The following is an 18,214-nucleotide window of genomic DNA, read 5'->3' as shown; positions in this document are numbered from 1 at the left end:
AAAGAGGATGCCATAGATTAGGCATCCTCTTCTATTATGAACTTGTTTCTTTAAATTCAATATTTACCACTTTGTTCGTATTCGTTACATATTTGATTCTTACATGTAGACCGAATTCTTTATCACTTTGTTTTAGCCAAAGCTTAAATTTTTCAATAGTGGACTCTTCATGAACCTCGCTTCCCACATGCAAATAATCTAGAATTTTTGCTTCAGGATATTTGGCCTGTGTCTCTTTTACCGCTAACTTTCCCCATTTAGCATACGCAGGCACTTCTTGTTGAGCATAAGTAATTGTTGGTACATGTAACAGCGCAGTAAGAAATACGAGAAAAGTTCCTAGTATTACAAAAAATTTTTGCAAATGTATCCACCTCTCGCACTCTTTTTGCATAAAGTCGTCAAAACAACAAATAATAAGTGCTCCCTAAGTATTCTTTACTTCAGAAGCAGTTTTCGTCATTATTGTTTTGGTTGTTGAGGATTATTATGAATCACTTGATTAAACTCTGCTGAGTATTCTTCACGATCATTTCTTTTATGTGTATCTTTTTTCTTTTTCTTTTTGAAACTTGTTTTCCCTTTCTTAGCCATTATCGACACCTCCAAAATTTAGATTAATTCTTTTTATTGGACTGCTGATTTTTCGCATGGTTCGTTTTATTATCTTTATTTTTCGCTTTCGCATCAAATTCTGCAGCGAATTCTTCATTTAGATTGTCATTCGGGTTATTGTTATTGCTATTTGATTGATCGAGGTCTATTTTTTTGTAGGTATCAAAAGGATTATGCGTTCTAACATTCATTGTTTTATTGTTATTTTTGTTGTTTTTATTGGTGTTTCTATTGCCCACGGATATTCACCTCCTAATTGTAATGTGCTCAGGATAGAACGATTTATGCTTTGGAGATTAGGGCAGACATTACCAAAAAAATGTACATCACCAATAAAATTAGTAATGTACATTTTTATTTGTCCTTTAGACAATTGTATATTCAGTTATATTAAGTAATGCACCAACTGCACCTGAAAAACCGTGGTCATTAATAAAGATCGGTGTATGTTTTTTTGTGCGTGTGTAATTAGCAATCACCCGTGCAAGATGATCATTATTGCTTAAGGTTGAGCCGATATACACGATATGTTGGGCATTTTTTTCCTCAGCATATTGAATACTAAGTGTAGTAATAACCTCACCGACAAGCCCTTGTACAGTGGCAATAATATCTTCAGCTGGGTGTTTGACAAACTCCGTAATACCGACTTTCCCAAAATTACTGGCAGTCAAATGTCCATCAATCGGTGTATCCATTCCTTGGTAAATATCCCTAACCAGTAAATCAATACCCTCTCGATTGCCCTTAGAAGCCATGTCTCGTATTTCATTATAATCCGTAATTCCCGTTGTAAGCGCTGACAATCCAATCAATGTTCCACCACCAACGCCTGTCCCACCAACACGAATATTCGTATTACCTTCCATATAATGAATCGAAGTACCCGTACCAATGTTCGTAATCATACTACGTTCGAAAAAGTATCCTTCTTTATGCAACAAAAATCGAACGCCCTTCAATGTAGCTTCAAATTCTACTATATAATGAATCGATTTCATTGTTTTAATGACATCCAGTAATTGTTCTGTACGCCCCCCCGTAACACCAATGTCCTCAATATCTGGATGATTAATAATCCAATTTTTAACAGCCAGCAAATCATTTGACGGAAAAGTTGTTAAAATAAGCTCATTATGCTCATCTAAATAAGCAATTTTTGTCAATGTGCCGCCTGCATCAATACCTATAGCCTTTGGCATACCATTCTCCTTTGAATTAACGTACAATCTCTATTTTCTGATGATGAGATATATACTAGATTTTGCTTTATTCAAGAGGCGTTTAAATACCAGTTGAATAAAGTTCATGTCTCCACAGATGTCACGGATTTTGCAAGGAGTTATTGTGCCTAAATCCGACATATTGTATTTAGTACTAAAAGCTAATCAACAGCTACAAATATTTTCTGCGCGAAAGCGAAGCGTCGGCTACAATTACTCGAAAAATGTAGTTGTATATTTGCTCTTCCTAAACTTTACCGCTGTTGAAATGATTGTGCAATAACTTAGCAAACTTTCATGAAAAAAACGCAAAAAATATCAAAATTTTTCTATTATTCACACGATTATCAACGCATTTTTATAACTTTAACATTATTCTACTAAAAAAACAAAAGAAGTGAAATGCACTGACATTCAATGCATTTTCACTTCTTTATCAATTAACGAGCTGAATAACCACCATCGATCACTAGTTCAGCACCAGTAATATAAGAAGCTTCATCTGATGCTAAGAACAATATAGCATTTGCAACTTCTTCTGGTTGCCCAAGTCTTCCCATTGGTGTAGCTCGTACTAGCCTATTCATTGTTTCTTTTGCTTCGGACAATTTTGCTGTCATTGGCGTTTCGATAACACCTGGGAAGACGGTATTTACACGGATATTGTAAGCTCCTAATTCAGTAGCGGCTGCTCGAGCGATTGCGCGTAATGATCCTTTCGAAGCTGTATAAGCATTTAAGCCCGCACCAATGATAGCTGTATATGAAGACGTATTAACAATTGAGCCTTTTCCAGCTTCTTTCATATATTTTGAAGTATGTTTAATGCCTAAGAATGGACCAAAAGCATTGATATTATGCATAATTGTCCAATCCGCTAGAGAAATTTGGTCTGGATCTTTTTCAGATGAAATACCTGCATTATTTATTAATATATCAATCCGCCCATACTTATCAGCCACTGCTTTCGTTACTACCGCCCAGTTGTCATCCGAAGAAACATCTAATTTCATTCCCTCAACATTTTCTAGCTCAGAAATTTTTGCTAGGTTTTCTTCGTTAATGTCAGCCGCAATTACAGTAGCCCCTTCTTTCGCAAACACTTTTGCCATAGCTGCGCCCATCCCGGATGCACCACCTGTAATAATTGCAATCTTGTTACTTAAACGTCCCATCAAAAAAACTCCTTCTCTTTACAAATACTACACCTAAAATAGTATAGCTTTAAATAGTTTACTATTAAACTATAATCTTTTATTTACACACTTTCAAATAATATGATTTAAAATTGAACAATCTATTTTATCTTTCGGCACTTTTACGATACGATATACTATAGATGTGTTACCATTTGAACGGAGGAATACAAGTGAGAGATCAAAAGAAACTTTATAAAGAAGCGATGCAAGTTTTAAAGGAAACAAGCCGCACTTTTTATATACCGATTACTTTTTTAAAAAATGATTTAAAATTGTCAGTGGCAGCCGCATATTTAGCAATGCGTGCTATAGATGAAATTGAAGATCATGAAGAGCTTTCAAACGATGTAAAATATGATTTACTAAATGCAACAAGCGAATTATTAAAAGATACATTTAATGTTGAAGCATACGAAGCATTATTAGCTCCTTATGCAGATCAGCTACCTGAGGTTTCACTTCGCTTAGCAGATTGGTTAACATTTTGCCCTGAAGGTTCACGTAAAATTGTCCAATCTTCAACGAGTGAAATGGCTTATGGAATGGGCAAGTGGGCTAAGGCAAATTGGCAAGTGCATACACGTGAGGATTTAGATGATTATACATACTATGTGGCAGGGCTTGTTGGGACAATGCTGTCCGAGCTTTGGGCGTGGGGTGCAGATATTCAAACTGATCGTGATTTAGCTATTGGCTATGGTCGAGGTCTCCAAGCAGTTAATATTTTACGTAATCAACATGAGGATATGGATGAACGTGGTGTGAGTTTTGTACCAGACGGCTGGACACGTGAGGATTTATTTGCTTACGCGGAGGAAAACCTTGCGAAAGCTGATCTTTATATGAAAGATATTAATAAGCGTACTGTACTATTATTTTGCAGACTTCCACTTGCACTTGCTCATAAAACATTAAAAGCAATGCAAGATGGTCGTGAAAAAATGTCACGTGCAGAGGTTGAGCAAACGGTCGAAGAGATACAGGCTGACTAAAACTGGACTTGAACGCAACCCCCAGTATTGAGGTAATTCTCGTACTGGGGTTCATTGCTTTCATGGTAACAATAGGAAAACAGTTTAACTACCGTCTTCTTTCTCCTATCTTTTCAAAATAAAGGAAATGGTCCACCCGATTTTACTGTCACCGTGGCAATTATCTGGTAGCAATCCCCTAGACACCCCTGTCCCTTTTATAACAATTGGAAATTTGCGCTATGGTAAGACTTGCTGTTAGGCCACTTACGATCGTTTACGTGTTAATAAATTTTACTCCCCTCGATATAACATCCTCTTAACGAACTGAAGGACACTCCTCCAATCAAAAAAATCCAAAACCAAAATGGCTTAAATCACTGTTTTCGAACGGGAACTTGAATTTCAAAGGTGATCTCATTTGGTTTATCCGAAATCGTGATATCTAGATGCATGATTTGCAATGCATCACCAGTAATTTCATAGTTGTTTGTTTTAAGATGATGAAGTATTTTTTTTAAACTTTCGCTGCGACTCGACAACAATTCTCCATTGTATCTGATACAGGCGAATAATCCCCCTGGAATCGTCAATTGATATGTATTTGGAATAACATCCTTATTCTTTGCGACAATAAAAATTGTAGAAGGTTCTTCAAAACGTTCCAATTTAAGATTCGTCTCTTCGATAATAATGCCCAGTCTATTGGTAGCTAGAATAGGTGTCTTATCTGTAAGCATATTCTCTAAATTCAACACACCATAACAGAGTTCAAAGTTATCATTAATTTTCTCATGCAGAGTAAGTAATCGCCTACTTTTCATTTCACGGAATATGACTTTCTGAAGTTCATTTTCTTTTTCCACCTGTTCCAAGTAGGCGATCTTTTCCCTGATATTTTCTTCCATCTCATTCAATTCTTTCAGATTTGAAACGAGTTCTTCGTGTTTGGTTCTCATAATATCCAATGATTTACTGAAATTACGTTCATTAAGATATTCCTTTATTTCATCTGTAGTCATCCTAAGTTGCCTTAGTTCTTTTATGGTACCTAGAATTTCATATTGGAAAATGGAATAGTATCGATACCCTGAATGAGGATCGATAAATTGTGGCTTGAACAAGTCGATCCGGTCATAGTGGCGTAATGTCTCCGAAGTCACCCCTCGCAGTTTTGCCATTTCACCGATTGTCAGTTTTTCTTTCAATCAGCATACCTCCTACAAAATTTAAGGACTGCTACATTTGTTTATAGTAGGAATTTAAAAACTCACCCAATCTAAAGTTGGCATACATACAATAAACTTCAAAAAACAAGTGATAAGTTGTATCCTCAATTATTTTCCTGTCTAATTCAATTCCTGCAAAACCTCATAGAACCCTTTTACAGGTGGATTGAATTTTCAGCGAGTCCCTAATTCAAAATATGCAATCTTTTCTGACTATTTGTCAAGTACAATTCCGATCCCCATCTCCGCTATTAGATAAAAGCCCAAGTAAAGCTTTCACGTTTTCATGGAAGTTCTTTCAATACTCAGAAGCGCTTCCAAACGGTTAAACAGCTATACTTTACTTCAATTCAGCAACCATCGTGTTTTGCGTACTATTTTCCTTTTTTGCTAGTCCTCTAGTCTCTTTCTCCTTTAAAACATAGCTGAGCAAATCTAGCATGATGCGAGCCGCTACTTGCTGTGTTATACCGGTAGGATCATAAGGAGGCGCCACTTCGACTAAGTCGAATCCAATCACATCTCCCCGTTTTGCGATACCTTCCAATAATTCGTTTACTTCATCATAAAGAAGGCCGCCTGGGGAAGGAGTACCAGTCCCTGGTGCGATTGATGGATCCAATCCATCAATATCAATCGTCACATAATATCTTTCTCCTGCTGGGATTTGTTCTAGCACTTCTTCAATTCCCATTTTTCTCATTTGGCGTGGGGATAAAATGACGCTACCATAATCTCTTGCTGCATCAACATCCTCTTTCTTACTACTGCTAATACCACGAATACCTAATTGGAATATTTGCTGTACATGATCTAGCTCCGATAAACGGCGGATACAGTTCCCATGGCCATACCGCATTCCTGAGCGGTGATCCGCCCAATCTAGATGCGCATCAATCTGAATAACATGAAATGGACCCAATTCTTCCAGTCCTTTTCCTACTGCAGCCGTGATAGAATGATCTCCACCTAGCACTACTGGCATAGCTCCTTTAGAAACAATTTTGCGGATTGCCTCTTCTGTATTTTCATGACATTGCATGAGGTCTCCATGTACCATGTCGACATCGCCGCAATCCACTACTTTCCAATCTGGGCCGAGATACGTAATATCATTTTCGATGTCATACGCACCATCTAATCCAAAACTGTAAAGTGTTGAACCTTCCCTGATTCCCCGCGGTCCCATTCTGGCACCTGATTTCCATTGGGTACCCATGTCATTCGGAACCCCAATAACCGCTACATCCGCATCCAGCTGGTCCAAATCTGAGCAAATCGGATATTTCCCAAACGTACATATCCCTGTAAATGGTAAATTCAAAAATTGTTTCTCATCGCGACTAACCATATTATTTCCCCCTACTATTCTTGATCCTCACGTTATGTACACGGGAGCCCCCAGTGTATCGTGAGGTGATTAAGATGAATGTTGCATTTTCATCTCATAAGTAATTTGAAACAATTTCAAGTAGTCATCTTTCGATAATTTACGAGAATTTGTAATTGTACATAAATGTTTGAATGCCCCTTCAGCAAGGAATTCAAAATCTTCAGGGTCAACATTATCTAAATCTCGGAATTTTGGAATGCCAATTTTACTTGCGAGTTCATGTAGCAATACAACACCTTCTTGAGCAATTTCCTCTACTGTCTTCCCTTCCGCTTTCGCGCCAAGCTTCACAGCAACCGTCGCATGTTTTTCCGGATTGGAAGGAATATTATATTCAAATACATGAGGAAGGAAGATGGAATTTGCCACTCCATGTGGTGTGTCATATAGCCCTCCAAGCGGTTCAGCCATTGCATGCACCGCACCCAGGTCGGCGTGCGTAAATGCCATACCTGCAATCAAACTTCCTACAAGCATATTTTGTCTTGCTTCTAAATTGTTGCCGTTTTCTACAGCGAGTGGAAGATACTTAGCAATAATTTCAATAGCATAAAGACTGAGTGCATCAGAAATCGGTTCAGCAATATTGCTCGTATAAGCTTCGATTGCATGCGTCAATGCATCCATTCCAGTAGCAGCCGTAATCGATTTAGGCAAAGTTAGGGTCAATTCAGGATCTACTATTGCTAGTTTCGGCGCTAATTTTATATCAAGGATTGCTTCTTTCTGTTTAGTGATTGTATCTGTGATGACAGATCCCGTCGTCACCTCACTACCTGTACCCGATGTGGTAGGGATACAAATAAGAGGTGTAATATCGCGCTCCAGCAGATTGAAACCATAGCGATCTTTAAGCTCCCCTTCATGTGTAAAAAGTACCCCAATTGCTTTAGCAGTGTCCATTGAACTTCCACCACCAAGGCCCAATAACAAGTCGATATTTTCGTCTTTGAATTTTTCGTAGGCTTTTACGCAGTCTACATCTTTCGGATTCGGAGTAATTTCATCATAAACAAGGAAAGAAACCCCTTCTTGTTCCAATGAATCTGTTACCCTTTTTATAATCCCTGTTTGTGCCAGCCCTTTATCCGTAATGATTAGTACTTTATTGCCGCCCAACTCTTTCGCTCTTTTCCCTACATTGTTTACTGTCCCGTTACCAAACTCAATAGAAGTCGGTAAATTGAAATTGAAATCCCAAATCATAAATCATTTCCCCTTTCCTTTTTTCATGATCTTACCTCAGCGAACTTCTTTCACGAGATGTTAATTTTCAAACCAATTCGTCGGACTAACTTCTAAATTGATATTGATTTGCTTCACTTCCGAAAATTCATCCAAACCGAACGTGCCTAACCCACGACCGAGTCCACTTTGCTTGTATCCTCCCCATGGAGCTTCGTTGTAAGCAAGATTGTATGCATTAATTGAAGTAATACCTGCTCTAATTTTTTTAATAACGCGTAAAGCTTTAGCCCCATCTTGAGAGAATACTCCAGCTGCAAGACCGTACGGCGTATCATTTGCAAGCTCGATAGCCTCCGCTTCATCTTTGAACTTTTGGACAACTAGCACAGGGCCGAATATTTCTTCTTGAACAATTCTCATGTCAGGCGTTGTATCTACAAAGATTGTCGGCTCAACAAAACAGCCATGTTCAAGCCCACCACTTGTAATCCGTTTACCGCCACAAACTAATTTTGCTCCTTCATCGATGCCGATTTGAATATAATCTAGCACTGAGTTCATATGATCTTCACCGACAAGGGCACCCATTTGAGTTGACGGATCATCACCACGACCTACACGAATTTTTTTCGCTTTACTAATCAGGCTTTCAACGAACTTGTCATGAATACTTTCTTCAAGAAGTAAACGTGAACCTGAATTACATACTTGACCCGCGTTCATAAATATTCCAAAAAGCGCATAGTCGACTGCTGTTTCAAAATCTGCATCAGCGAAGACGATATTCGGCGATTTACCACCTAATTCGAGTGCAATTTTCTTAATATTTCCTGATGCTGCTTTCATAATTGATCTACCTACTGTTGTACTGCCAGTGAAGGAAACCATATCGACTTTATCGCTTTCAGCCAATTCATTACCGACAGTCGAACCTCCTCCGGTTACCAAATTCGCAACGCCCGCTGGAACCCCTACTTCTTCAAGAATTTCGAAGAGCTTAAAAGTAGTAATTGGTGTTAACTCCGATGGCTTGAACACAATCGTATTTCCTGCTGCAAGTGCAGGCGCAATTTTCCACGCTCCTGTCAATAATGGGAAATTCCAAGGTGCGATCAGACCACATACACCTACAGGCTCACGAACAATAAGCCCCTGTACTGGATCGGCAACTGGATATGTTTGACCGTTTGGTTTTGTGACAAGGCCACCATAATAACGGAAGCAACTCACAGCATCCCCAATATCGAACTCTGCTTCTTTAAGGGGCTTTCCTGTATTCAACATTTCAAGTTCACCCAGCTCTGATGCTTTTTCCTCAAGTTTATCTGCAATTTTGAATAAATAGGAGGCTCTTTCTGAAGCCGGCAAGTTTGACCAAATTCCTGAATCAAATGCATTTCGCGCTGCATCAATGGCATTTCGCGTTTCTTCTACACTTGCTCTCGGAGCCTCTGCAATCACTTCGTTATTCGCTGGATTGATAATATTACGTTTTTCCATGTTCACAGAATCCGACCATTTACCATTAATAAACATTTTCAAATCTAACATTTTCAAGTTTAGCATTCTAAAAACCCCCTAATTTATTATCCATATTTTATTAAATTCATATTTAGCCTCACCTATAAGTGGGAGGAATTGCATGACGTCTCTATTCCGATTAATTGTCAAAGAACTACATTCCCCAAAATAATCGTTTCGTCATATCATTTTCAAAGCTTACGATCTTTCTTTTTTCCAAAAAAGCTGTACCCATTTTCCAAATTCAGCCTTTTCGAATCGCCTCACCCCTTTCAATTGCCTTTCCTACCTGCGAAATAACACGATAATCATTCCATGTAAGCCTTTACATTTTTATGTCTTCTATAAGAACATTTTCAGGAATAATCTCCTTATCGAAACTGAATTCAGGCAATCCCTGTCTGAAAAACTTTGTCATATAAATTAAATACCCCATGCCAATTGCCATCCAGATGCCTCCAAGAATCAATGCATCCAACTCTAAGTGAGACCATAGCCAAAGCGTAAATCCTGCTCCAATTAGTGGCATAACCAGATAACGCATGTATTCGGTGAAAGTGGACCACTTACGATTCCGAATAAAATAATGAGCAATGACAGACAAGTTAACGGACGCAAAGGCAATAAGTGCTCCAAAGTTAATAAACTTAATGACTTGGTCGAGTGTCAGCGCAATACCAAGTAATGAAATGAAACCGATTACAATAATTCCTGTTGACGGTGTTTTATAACGTGAATGGATATGCCCAAACACTTTTTTAGGCAGTACAGAATCTCGCCCCATTGCATACAGTACACGGGATGCGCTTGTAGTCGCAGCAACACCGGAAGAGAAATTCCCTAAAATTACTGCTGTCACAAATAAAGATTGGAACATATTCCCGCCGACCATATAGACAACTTCCATAGCTGCAGAATCAGTGCTTTCAAAAGAAAAGCCCGGGTGAACCAATTGTGCCAAATAAGCTGATCCGATATAGATGACACCCATGATCAGCAACATGACGATAATCGCTCTTGGGATTGTTTTTTCAGGATTAATTGTTTCTTCAGACAACGTAGTAAGGGAGTCGAAGCCAAGAAAACTGAAACAAAGAATGGACGCTCCTGCCAAAATTACAGGCAAATCGATGTCTGCATTGAACAAAGGTTGGATAGAGAAAAGTGTACCTGCCCCTTCACCTGCCAATAAACTTTTGATGGTCAAAATCCAGAAGATGAAAACAAATATGACTTGTGCAATCACAAAAATCTTACCAGTGGATGCAGTGAACTTAACACCCAAGATACTAGGTATTACAATAGTTGCAGTTAAGAGGATAATCCACAGGGCGTGAGGGACTCCAGGGAACATGGCATGTAAAAAAACAGTAGACATTAAACAAGTGACCATTGGTGTTAACATATAATCCAACATGATTGTCCAACCGATAAGAAACCCAAGTTGTGGATTAATTGATTTTTGTGTAAATGTATAAGCCGAGCCGGCGATTGGAAATGCTTTTGCCATCTTTCCATAACTAAATGCGGTGAACATGATTGCAAGAAAGGCGATGATATAAGCCCCCATGATGACACCTTGGGAAGTGACGGTTGCAATTCCATACGTATTGAAGAATACCATTGGGTTATTCCATGCAATCCCTAAAAATACAACTTGAGACAAAGTCAGTGTTCGCATTAATGTTTGTCGTTTCATAATAGCTCCCCCGCCCTCTTATGTAATTCGAATCTTCTGAAGATTCTTTTTATTAATAATGAATATAAAGGTTTTTGTTACACAAAGGTCAATAGCTAGATTAAGATTTTCTTTAGTGGGAAAACTCCTTATGATTACCGAAAATGCATCAATTTGGAGGGCTGTAAGTTAGGGCTCTAGCGAGATAAATTGATATAACATACCCGAGGAAGTTTTTCATGAGCACTACTGTCGATAGTAAAACGTCACCAAAAAATCCTTCATAATGAAATGCTCCCTTTTAAATAGACAGTGACTAACATTCACTTTTTTGAATGAAGAAAAAAATACTCCCCTTAGATAAACAGATTTTTAATCTATCTACCTTAGGAGGAGTATCTCACTCACTGACTGAGTTTCATTGCTTATACGGTATCAATAAGTTTAACGATAATTTCATAACTAAAATAAATGGAAAGCATCGTTAACAACATAGACACTACCTTTTCAGCTTTACTACCCGTTTTTGTCGTAAATGGTAATCGTACCGAAATGGAAACTGGGAAAAACAGCTTAACACCCTTCTTCGTCCCCATATCAAGGAAAATATGACTTGCCATTCCTAATAATATACCTATTGAAATGGATTTGTAAGGTATAAATGTATGTAGTAGCATCACAACTAGAAATAAAAAAAGCACACTATGTGTAAAAGAACGATGTCCAAACAGCGTATTGACAATTTTTGAAATGATGGGAAACTTCCTCCCGATTTTGCTACCACCATGGCAAATATCTGGAAGTAATGCACCGATAACGCCTGCTCCTACTAAAACAAGCGGATTATCATTAGAAACTTGTGCAAAGGCAAGGCTTGCAGTGATGCCTCCAATAATATGTGTATTCCCTTGCATAATTACCTCCACTTCTTATATCTCTATTTTTACCTTTCTTAATTTAACACATCCGACCTTAAAAGGGAACATATATTCCGAACATACACTCTCTTTTTTTACAATCAATTGTTTAGATCAACAAAATATCAGAAACATTTCAGGTTCTTATTGTATATGTAGGATGATTAGCGATAAAAATGAGTACTGGAGGTTATTTATGAAATCTATCAAAGGAATTTTGTTTATCATACTCACGATATGTAGTAGTACTTTACTATGGTATTTTGCTACACCTATAGAGCCTATACATGCCGTTAACAGGCTTAGTCACATCATCGGAGGCTTGGCCATTACAGGCTTCTTTCTTGTCTTTTTATTAGCAACAAGAATGAAAATCCTTGAGCGCTGGTTCCATGGTCTAGAGCGTCTATATTTTCATCATAAATGGTTAGCCATTTTTTCATTAGGATTAGTGATTTTACACGGACAATTACAAGATATGGTACCTGATTGGGATGAAGCACAAGAAACTCCGCTCAGCGAATTCGCCAAGGAGTTAGGGGAGCTAGGACAATATGGCTTTATTGCCCTTATCTTAATAGCGCTTTTTGCTAAATTTCTAAAATATGAACACTGGCGGATCGTTCATCGATTCATGCTAATCCCTTATACATTCGGTATTTATCATGCCTATTTTTCAAGCAGATACGATTTATTCCAGCCGACACCTTTAGGAATTTTTACCGCACTCACAGCGACTATCGGATTTATGTCGGCGTTGTATATGTTGACGATGTATCAGGATATGTTTTTTAAATATAAAGGTAAAATTACAGGGATCAAAAAATTAGGCTCCAATGTTATTGAACTGGAGCTAACACTTGATAAAAAAATCCCCTATCAACATGGACAATTTATTTTTATTAAGATTTTTCAAGATGGCTTAGAAAAGGCACCTCATCCCTTTTCTATTTCAGGTACTGATGGAAAAAAAGTATTTGTTACCATTAAAGGGCTTGGTGATTTCACAAAGAAAGTATTTCATTCAGTTCAACTGAATACGCCAGTCACACTTGATGGTCCATATGGTCATTTAAACTTTGAAAAAGGGACACAACAACAAGTTTGGATAGCAGGTGGCATAGGCATCACCCCTTTTTTATCCTATTTGCAATCTCATCCCGCCGATCGTAACATTGAATTATTTTACACTTATCATGGTCAAGACAATGCGATCTATCAAGAATTTTTACAGGAGTATGCAAAAACTAACCAATATTTTAGCGTAAACTTTATTGATACCGCTCAAATGGACAGGCTTTCATTTGAAAATTTTTCGGTGCCAGCAAAGACAAGTATTTTTATGTGTGGCCCAGAAAAAATGGTGAAACGTTTTGCCAAGCAATTGAAGTCCTTCAATACAGGTGCAGACATTGAATATGAAGCCTTTAAAATTAGATGAAGAATTTAATTTTAAAGATGTAAGAGAACCCCTGAATTCAAGAATCTTTAATTCAAGCAATTTACTTGGATTTTTGAAAAGTTTATCGTATAGTAAAATCTCATCACATCTAAAGGAGATTTTTCACGATGACTATAACAAAAAGTTATTTAAATAAAGTTATGCACGAACGTAAATCGATTCGTAAATATGAGGAAAACTATAAAATCCCACAAGCAGAATTAGAAGAATTACTTGTAGAGGCAACAACAGCTCCATCATCAAGCAATTTACAGCCTTGGCGCTTTCTAGTGATCCAAGATGAGGCAGTAAAAAAAGAATTACGTTCAATTGCTAATAACCAGGAGCAAGTGGAAACTGCCTCTGCCATCATTGCGGTTTTAGGCGATACTGCAATGTACAAAAATGTAGAGGAAGTCTACACAAAAAATTTCGAACTTGGCTATATGGATGAAGCAACAAAAAATATGATGATTGAAAATTCATTAAAGCTTTATTCAAACCTTCCTAAAGAAGTTTTAAAAAATATAGCTACATTTGATGCAGGCTTAATTTCTATGCAAATCATGCTTTTAGCAAAGGATATGGGCTATGATACAGTAACAATGGGTGGCTTCAATAAAGAGGCTTTTGCGCAACGCTTTGATTTAACAGAAAATCTAGTGCCAATCGTCTTAATTGCCATCGGAAAAGCTGCAGCACCAGCTCACGGCTCATCTCGTCTAGCACTAAATGACATTGCAAAATTCATTTAATCGAAAGATAGAAATTGTACAAATTGTTTTCTTTTAGAATAAATATGATACACTAAATATAGAATAAAAAAGACTGGATGCGTCAACATCCAGTCAAAACAGCAACAATCATGCCGCACCATAGCGGCTGACCAAGTTAAAGTTATAGCAATAGTCACCTTACTTAGCCGGCAGGGTGGCTATTTCTTTTTATTTTGTGAGACAATAATACTAAGCATCAGAGTAAGTACTGCAATTAGCAAAAGGCTACACTGTACAATCAAACTGAATGCTTCAAATACTGTCATCCGCCTCACCCCCTTTCAAAAGGGAGTTCAGCCGCCACCTGCATTATGAATTGTTGCTATTGTTAGTCTAACAATTTTATGAAATATATTCTATTGAAAATCCTCAAAAAAATCAATTTCACCTTGGGTTTCATGAGCATGAATCCCGCTTTACGTAATTAATCTAAAACAACACGCACAAGTATCCCTGTACATTAATTTAAGCCTGCAATTTAGCTAATGACTCTTTCAAAAGCTGTATTTCAGACAGTGACAAGGTAACGCCCTTTCCCATCTTTGTATGATCCTCCGACCAATCTCTAATATCGTATTTCGGTTCACGACCATTCCAGCTAATTAAATTCAATTCTTTTTTCCAGCCTTTATTGCCTTCCGATAATACCGCAATTGTTTTAATAATTTCGTATTTAATTTCTGCCATTTACATTCCTCCTTATGGTATCTGTAATAAGAACTATATCTTGAAATAATAGGATGATCAAACGTGACAACACTTTAAATAATTGCACTTCCTAAAAAACGTGAAATCTGTATTCAATGTTCTTCCGTTATATGATTAGGTGTGATGATTAACCATTTTTTATCCATCCTAATTAAATTAGAATGCGCAGATTTACGCTACGGGCTACTCGCTTTCCCGCGGGAAGCTTTGCTCTGCGACGAAAGCGAAGCGGCAGGAGCACTCGAGTAGCCCTACGCTACAATCAGTTGAAAATAAAAATATATTCCACAATAGCAAAAATAGGATCATCACCATAACGCGTGGTTGATTTCCGTTCCGACTGGGCGCTTTGTAGCTGTCGCTTTGCTTTCGCTACAGATAAAACATTTGCCGCTGACGCTTCGCTTTCGCGCAGATAAAACATTGTTGCTGTCGCTTCGCTTTCGCACAGATAAAACATTGTTGCTGTCGCTTCGCTTTCGCACAGATAAAACATTTGCCGCTGAGGCTTCGCTTTCGCGCAGAGCTTCCTGGGGGCGTCCGATGAGCCGCTTGGGCCAACACGATGTTGGTCACGAAGGCGTTATCACAGGATGTGATGCTCTTAGCCTTCGTTCCTCTATGTGCTCGCTCCAGGGTCTCGGGCCAACATGATGTTTTTTGCGCGAAAGCGAAGCGACAGCAGCATGATGTTGGTTACGAAGGCGTTATCACAGGACGTGATGCTCTTAGCCTTCGTTCCTCTACCGCTAATCCCCAAGGAGTCGCCCAGTCTCCACTCCAATCAACTAATATACAAAGCATACGTCTTAACAAATGTCATCCACAACTTTTGGTGATGAGCCACAAAAAATCTTTTTGCTCAATAATAAACCTATTTTTTCCTAATCAACACGATTGTTCTATTATCAAATTAATTCTTCAATCCGTGTACCTTCCTTGGCTCCCATAACGTCGTATATCCGTTCATTATTGAATAATCATATAAATCCACAAGCTTTTTATTTTCATATGTATTAAAATAAGTTGGTTCTCTCACAATTGACACTAAATTGTGATTTCTTTCGAGCATCGACTCTAAATAAAAACGAGCCGTGATTTTGTCGCTTTTTTGTAAATTACAATCATTACATGCCAACACTAAATTCCATAAATTATCATTTTGAACAAAACTCCACGGAATGAAGTGGTCGACGTGCGTTTTTCTGCGATTAGTTGATAAATCACAGTTACAATAGAAACATCGATTTTGTTCAAATTGGGTAAGGACTTTGTAAAATGTCTCTAAAGAACTACGCTTTGATATTACCTCTATTTTTGAGAGTAAAGCCATTGTACTTGTGGCTTCATTCACTTTTTCAAGATATTTGACTAAATGATAATTTGTTAGATTTATTAAAATTCGTTGATACTTTTTCATGAATTGATAGACAGGATTGTTGAAACGAAAATGTGCTTGTTTGATGTCAAATTCATAGAATATCCCCGCTGTATCTCCGTAAAATGCGCCGATTACGTTTTGCTTGCAGTCACGTTTCACTTCATTGACGATTTTTAGTTGCAAAGAATCTATAAGTTGATCGAATTGCCATTCAGAAGGAATAGCGTTGTCATTTGCATATTTTTGCAAAATGGTTTGGGCACGAGCCGGTTTATTTTTATTAGAAGATTGCACTAGATTATGATGGATTACTAAATTCCAATAAATATTTGTGAACGAATAAAATATTTGATTGTAGCTAAGTCCTAGCTTATCGTCTACATTGTATAAATTTTCGAGTAATGCTTTGAAAAACACATACTTATAAGAAGTTGACACTGATGAACGATAGTAAAAATTATTCAGATGTTGCCAAATCTGATGTTCCGTTACATATTGTTCACGTATTTCACCAACCTTTAAATCATGAGACATACTCTTCTTACTCCCTCACTTCAATTAAATAAATACCTTGAGCAAATCCTCCGCGTTGTTTTTTCTTCTGTGTTCGTATCTGTTCCAATTGTTCATAAGATACACCGTACATATGTATAGCTGCATGGACTAATTCCAAAATATCCGCAAGTTCCTCAACGGCCTCTTTTTGACAAGCTGCCTCGTTAAATTCTAATGCCTCCTCTTGCATTTTCACTTTTATTTCTTTTAAGTGTTCGCTGGAATCTAACATCCTTATACTACATGTTTTTCCCCCTGCTTCAATTACTTGTGGGATCAAATCACGTACTAATTTATTGTATACAGGCATTTTTACTGCCTCCTCTTAATATAAGATTATTTCCCGTATTTCTGCCGAATCGTTTGAATAAGTTGTTTCTTTTTTGCTCTGGATATTTGTCTACAGTCAAAACTAATCACTATAAATATAAACAACCTCCCCCTAATCTTTCATCTCAAGTAAACGGACAAAATCCAAAATGATTCTTCAAAACTATTATACCAATATTTCCAAGGATATTTTTTTCATTTTTTTATTATTATTTGAACATTCATTATTTAACAATTATTTTTAAAAGATATTCTAGGACTAATGTTATATTTCTACTAAATTTAACATTTAAACCATTCTAGATTTAACACTTTTGACTTGTTATGATAAGGAGGAAATTTTTTGAAAGGAGGTTTTCTAATGAGCTATGAGGCTACTGAGTATAATGATGCAACCCTGGATATGTTTATAGCCATTTTTCTCTTAACTTTTCTTGTCTTAGCACTAGCAGGCTATATTTTTAACGCGCTAATTTATTATAAGGCATCTGAAAAAAATGGCTTTAGTGATGTAGCTTATATTGCTTGGATTCCAATTGTAAATATATATAGTCTTTTTCTTTTGACTGCCAATGGCGATGATGATAAAGCAATACGTGCAGCAGCGTTAAAACCTACCCTGATTTTTACGGGATTAATATTACTTTTATTTCTCATCCCTTTAATAGGCCTGATTTCACTCCCTATCATGTTTTGTTTATGGATTTATTATTCTTATCGCTTACTGTATCGCTGGTCTGGTGATACAGGTAAAGCCGTACTTTACACCGTTTTATCGTTGATCACAGGCGGATTATTCCATGCTATTTATGGCTTAATGCATATGAATCAACCTTTCAAAGCGTAGCCTAAAGTATCAATTTCACCTTTGCGTAGTTACTGCTGCCGCTTCGTTAACACTTTGCTTACGCTACTTGCTGAATGAAGAAAAAATACATCGCAAAACCTCTTCACGTCTATCAAGGACTGTGAAGAGGTTTTCACTTCATACATGTTGGATGTATATTTTTTTGGATTTTGCAGTATCACCATTTCAAATATTGGGAGGTGATTTGGTCCCTAGCTCCTGTGATGTCCATCTATTCCCAA

Annotated in this window: 20 protein-coding genes; 4 read left to right on the top strand and 16 right to left on the bottom strand. The window is 37.4% G+C overall.

The window, feature by feature from the left end; genetic code table 11:
* Positions 1-34 precede the first annotated feature (34 nt).
* From AB9L17_RS08305 to AB9L17_RS08285, 5 genes are all read right to left on the bottom strand, one after another.
* Positions 35-364, bottom strand: a complete 330-nt coding sequence (locus AB9L17_RS08305) for a DUF3889 domain-containing protein (protein WP_223555027.1) — start codon at positions 362-364, stop codon at positions 35-37.
* Positions 365-462: 98 nt separating this feature from the next.
* Complete coding sequence (locus AB9L17_RS08300; protein ID WP_263297540.1) at positions 463-594, bottom strand: hypothetical protein; 132 nt, start codon at positions 592-594, stop codon at positions 463-465.
* A 23-nt stretch (positions 595-617) separates the two neighbouring features.
* Positions 618-854: a hypothetical protein gene (locus AB9L17_RS08295; RefSeq protein ID WP_375200374.1), complete on the bottom strand. Its 237-nt coding sequence runs from the start codon at positions 852-854 to the stop codon at positions 618-620.
* A 126-nt stretch (positions 855-980) separates the two neighbouring features.
* Positions 981-1,817, bottom strand: a complete 837-nt coding sequence (gene coaW, locus AB9L17_RS08290) for a type II pantothenate kinase (protein WP_068982691.1) — start codon at positions 1,815-1,817, stop codon at positions 981-983.
* A 461-nt stretch (positions 1,818-2,278) separates the two neighbouring features.
* Entirely contained in the window at positions 2,279-3,013 is a 735-nt protein-coding gene (locus AB9L17_RS08285) for an SDR family NAD(P)-dependent oxidoreductase (protein ID WP_223555024.1), read from the bottom strand.
* Between the two features lie 194 nt (positions 3,014-3,207).
* Between AB9L17_RS08285 and AB9L17_RS08280 the strand changes: the two genes are divergently transcribed.
* Positions 3,208-4,029, top strand: coding sequence for a squalene/phytoene synthase family protein (locus AB9L17_RS08280; RefSeq protein ID WP_223555022.1), 822 nt, complete (start codon positions 3,208-3,210; stop codon positions 4,027-4,029).
* A 356-nt stretch (positions 4,030-4,385) separates the two neighbouring features.
* On the opposite strand, the gene AB9L17_RS08275 is transcribed toward AB9L17_RS08280, so the two are convergent.
* From AB9L17_RS08275 to AB9L17_RS08250, 6 genes are all read right to left on the bottom strand, one after another.
* Positions 4,386-5,216, bottom strand: coding sequence for a MerR family transcriptional regulator (locus AB9L17_RS08275; protein ID WP_375200373.1), 831 nt, complete (start codon positions 5,214-5,216; stop codon positions 4,386-4,388).
* A gap of 361 nt (positions 5,217-5,577) precedes the next feature.
* Positions 5,578-6,588 (bottom strand): agmatinase, encoded by a 1,011-nt coding sequence (gene speB / locus AB9L17_RS08270; RefSeq protein ID WP_223555019.1) that lies wholly within the window; start codon positions 6,586-6,588, stop codon positions 5,578-5,580.
* A gap of 69 nt (positions 6,589-6,657) precedes the next feature.
* A complete protein-coding gene (locus AB9L17_RS08265) occupies positions 6,658-7,836 on the bottom strand; it encodes an iron-containing alcohol dehydrogenase (RefSeq protein ID WP_223555017.1) in 1,179 nt (392 codons plus the stop codon).
* A gap of 60 nt (positions 7,837-7,896) precedes the next feature.
* Positions 7,897-9,369 (bottom strand): aldehyde dehydrogenase family protein, encoded by a 1,473-nt coding sequence (locus tag AB9L17_RS08260; protein ID WP_223555100.1) that lies wholly within the window; start codon positions 9,367-9,369, stop codon positions 7,897-7,899.
* Between the two features lie 295 nt (positions 9,370-9,664).
* Positions 9,665-11,038 carry an APC family permease gene (locus tag AB9L17_RS08255; protein WP_375200372.1) on the bottom strand — a complete coding sequence of 458 codons (1,374 nt, stop codon included), beginning with the start codon at positions 11,036-11,038 and terminating at the stop codon, positions 9,665-9,667.
* Positions 11,039-11,442: 404 nt separating this feature from the next.
* Positions 11,443-11,931 (bottom strand): metal-dependent hydrolase, encoded by a 489-nt coding sequence (locus AB9L17_RS08250; RefSeq protein WP_223555014.1) that lies wholly within the window; start codon positions 11,929-11,931, stop codon positions 11,443-11,445.
* A gap of 199 nt (positions 11,932-12,130) precedes the next feature.
* Between AB9L17_RS08250 and AB9L17_RS08245 the strand changes: the two genes are divergently transcribed.
* The gene (locus AB9L17_RS08245) at positions 12,131-13,375 is read left to right on the top strand and encodes a ferredoxin reductase family protein (RefSeq protein WP_223555013.1); all 1,245 of its coding nucleotides are present in this window, start codon (positions 12,131-12,133) and stop codon (positions 13,373-13,375) included.
* Between the two features lie 128 nt (positions 13,376-13,503).
* Positions 13,504-14,130 (top strand): nitroreductase family protein, encoded by a 627-nt coding sequence (locus AB9L17_RS08240; RefSeq protein WP_223555011.1) that lies wholly within the window; start codon positions 13,504-13,506, stop codon positions 14,128-14,130.
* 179 nt (positions 14,131-14,309) lie between these two features.
* Here the strand turns inward: AB9L17_RS08240 and AB9L17_RS08235 are convergent, their stop codons facing one another.
* From AB9L17_RS08235 to AB9L17_RS08215, 5 genes are all read right to left on the bottom strand, one after another.
* Complete coding sequence (locus AB9L17_RS08235) at positions 14,310-14,417, bottom strand: putative holin-like toxin (protein ID WP_220443510.1); 108 nt, start codon at positions 14,415-14,417, stop codon at positions 14,310-14,312.
* Positions 14,418-14,616: 199 nt separating this feature from the next.
* Positions 14,617-14,838 (bottom strand): YdbC family protein, encoded by a 222-nt coding sequence (locus tag AB9L17_RS08230; RefSeq protein WP_068982702.1) that lies wholly within the window; start codon positions 14,836-14,838, stop codon positions 14,617-14,619.
* A 283-nt stretch (positions 14,839-15,121) separates the two neighbouring features.
* Positions 15,122-15,355, bottom strand: coding sequence for a hypothetical protein (locus AB9L17_RS08225; RefSeq protein ID WP_068982703.1), 234 nt, complete (start codon positions 15,353-15,355; stop codon positions 15,122-15,124).
* Between the two features lie 417 nt (positions 15,356-15,772).
* On the bottom strand, positions 15,773-16,774 hold the full coding sequence (locus AB9L17_RS08220) for an HNH endonuclease signature motif containing protein (RefSeq protein ID WP_068982704.1): 1,002 nt from the start codon (positions 16,772-16,774) through the stop codon (positions 15,773-15,775).
* Between the two features lie 7 nt (positions 16,775-16,781).
* Positions 16,782-17,105: a nucleoside triphosphate pyrophosphohydrolase gene (locus tag AB9L17_RS08215; RefSeq protein WP_068982705.1), complete on the bottom strand. Its 324-nt coding sequence runs from the start codon at positions 17,103-17,105 to the stop codon at positions 16,782-16,784.
* A gap of 381 nt (positions 17,106-17,486) precedes the next feature.
* Here AB9L17_RS08215 and AB9L17_RS08210 point away from each other — a divergent pair, with 381 nt between their 5' ends.
* Positions 17,487-17,972: a hypothetical protein gene (locus AB9L17_RS08210; protein ID WP_068982706.1), complete on the top strand. Its 486-nt coding sequence runs from the start codon at positions 17,487-17,489 to the stop codon at positions 17,970-17,972.
* Positions 17,973-18,214 lie beyond the last annotated feature (242 nt).

Source organism: Lysinibacillus sp. RS11, assembly GCF_042019215.1.
GTDB lineage: Bacteria > Bacillota > Bacilli > Bacillales_A > Planococcaceae > Lysinibacillus > Lysinibacillus xylanilyticus_A.
The sequence above is the reverse complement of the archived record's forward strand: the minus strand, read 5'-3'. Positions and strand labels throughout refer to the sequence as shown.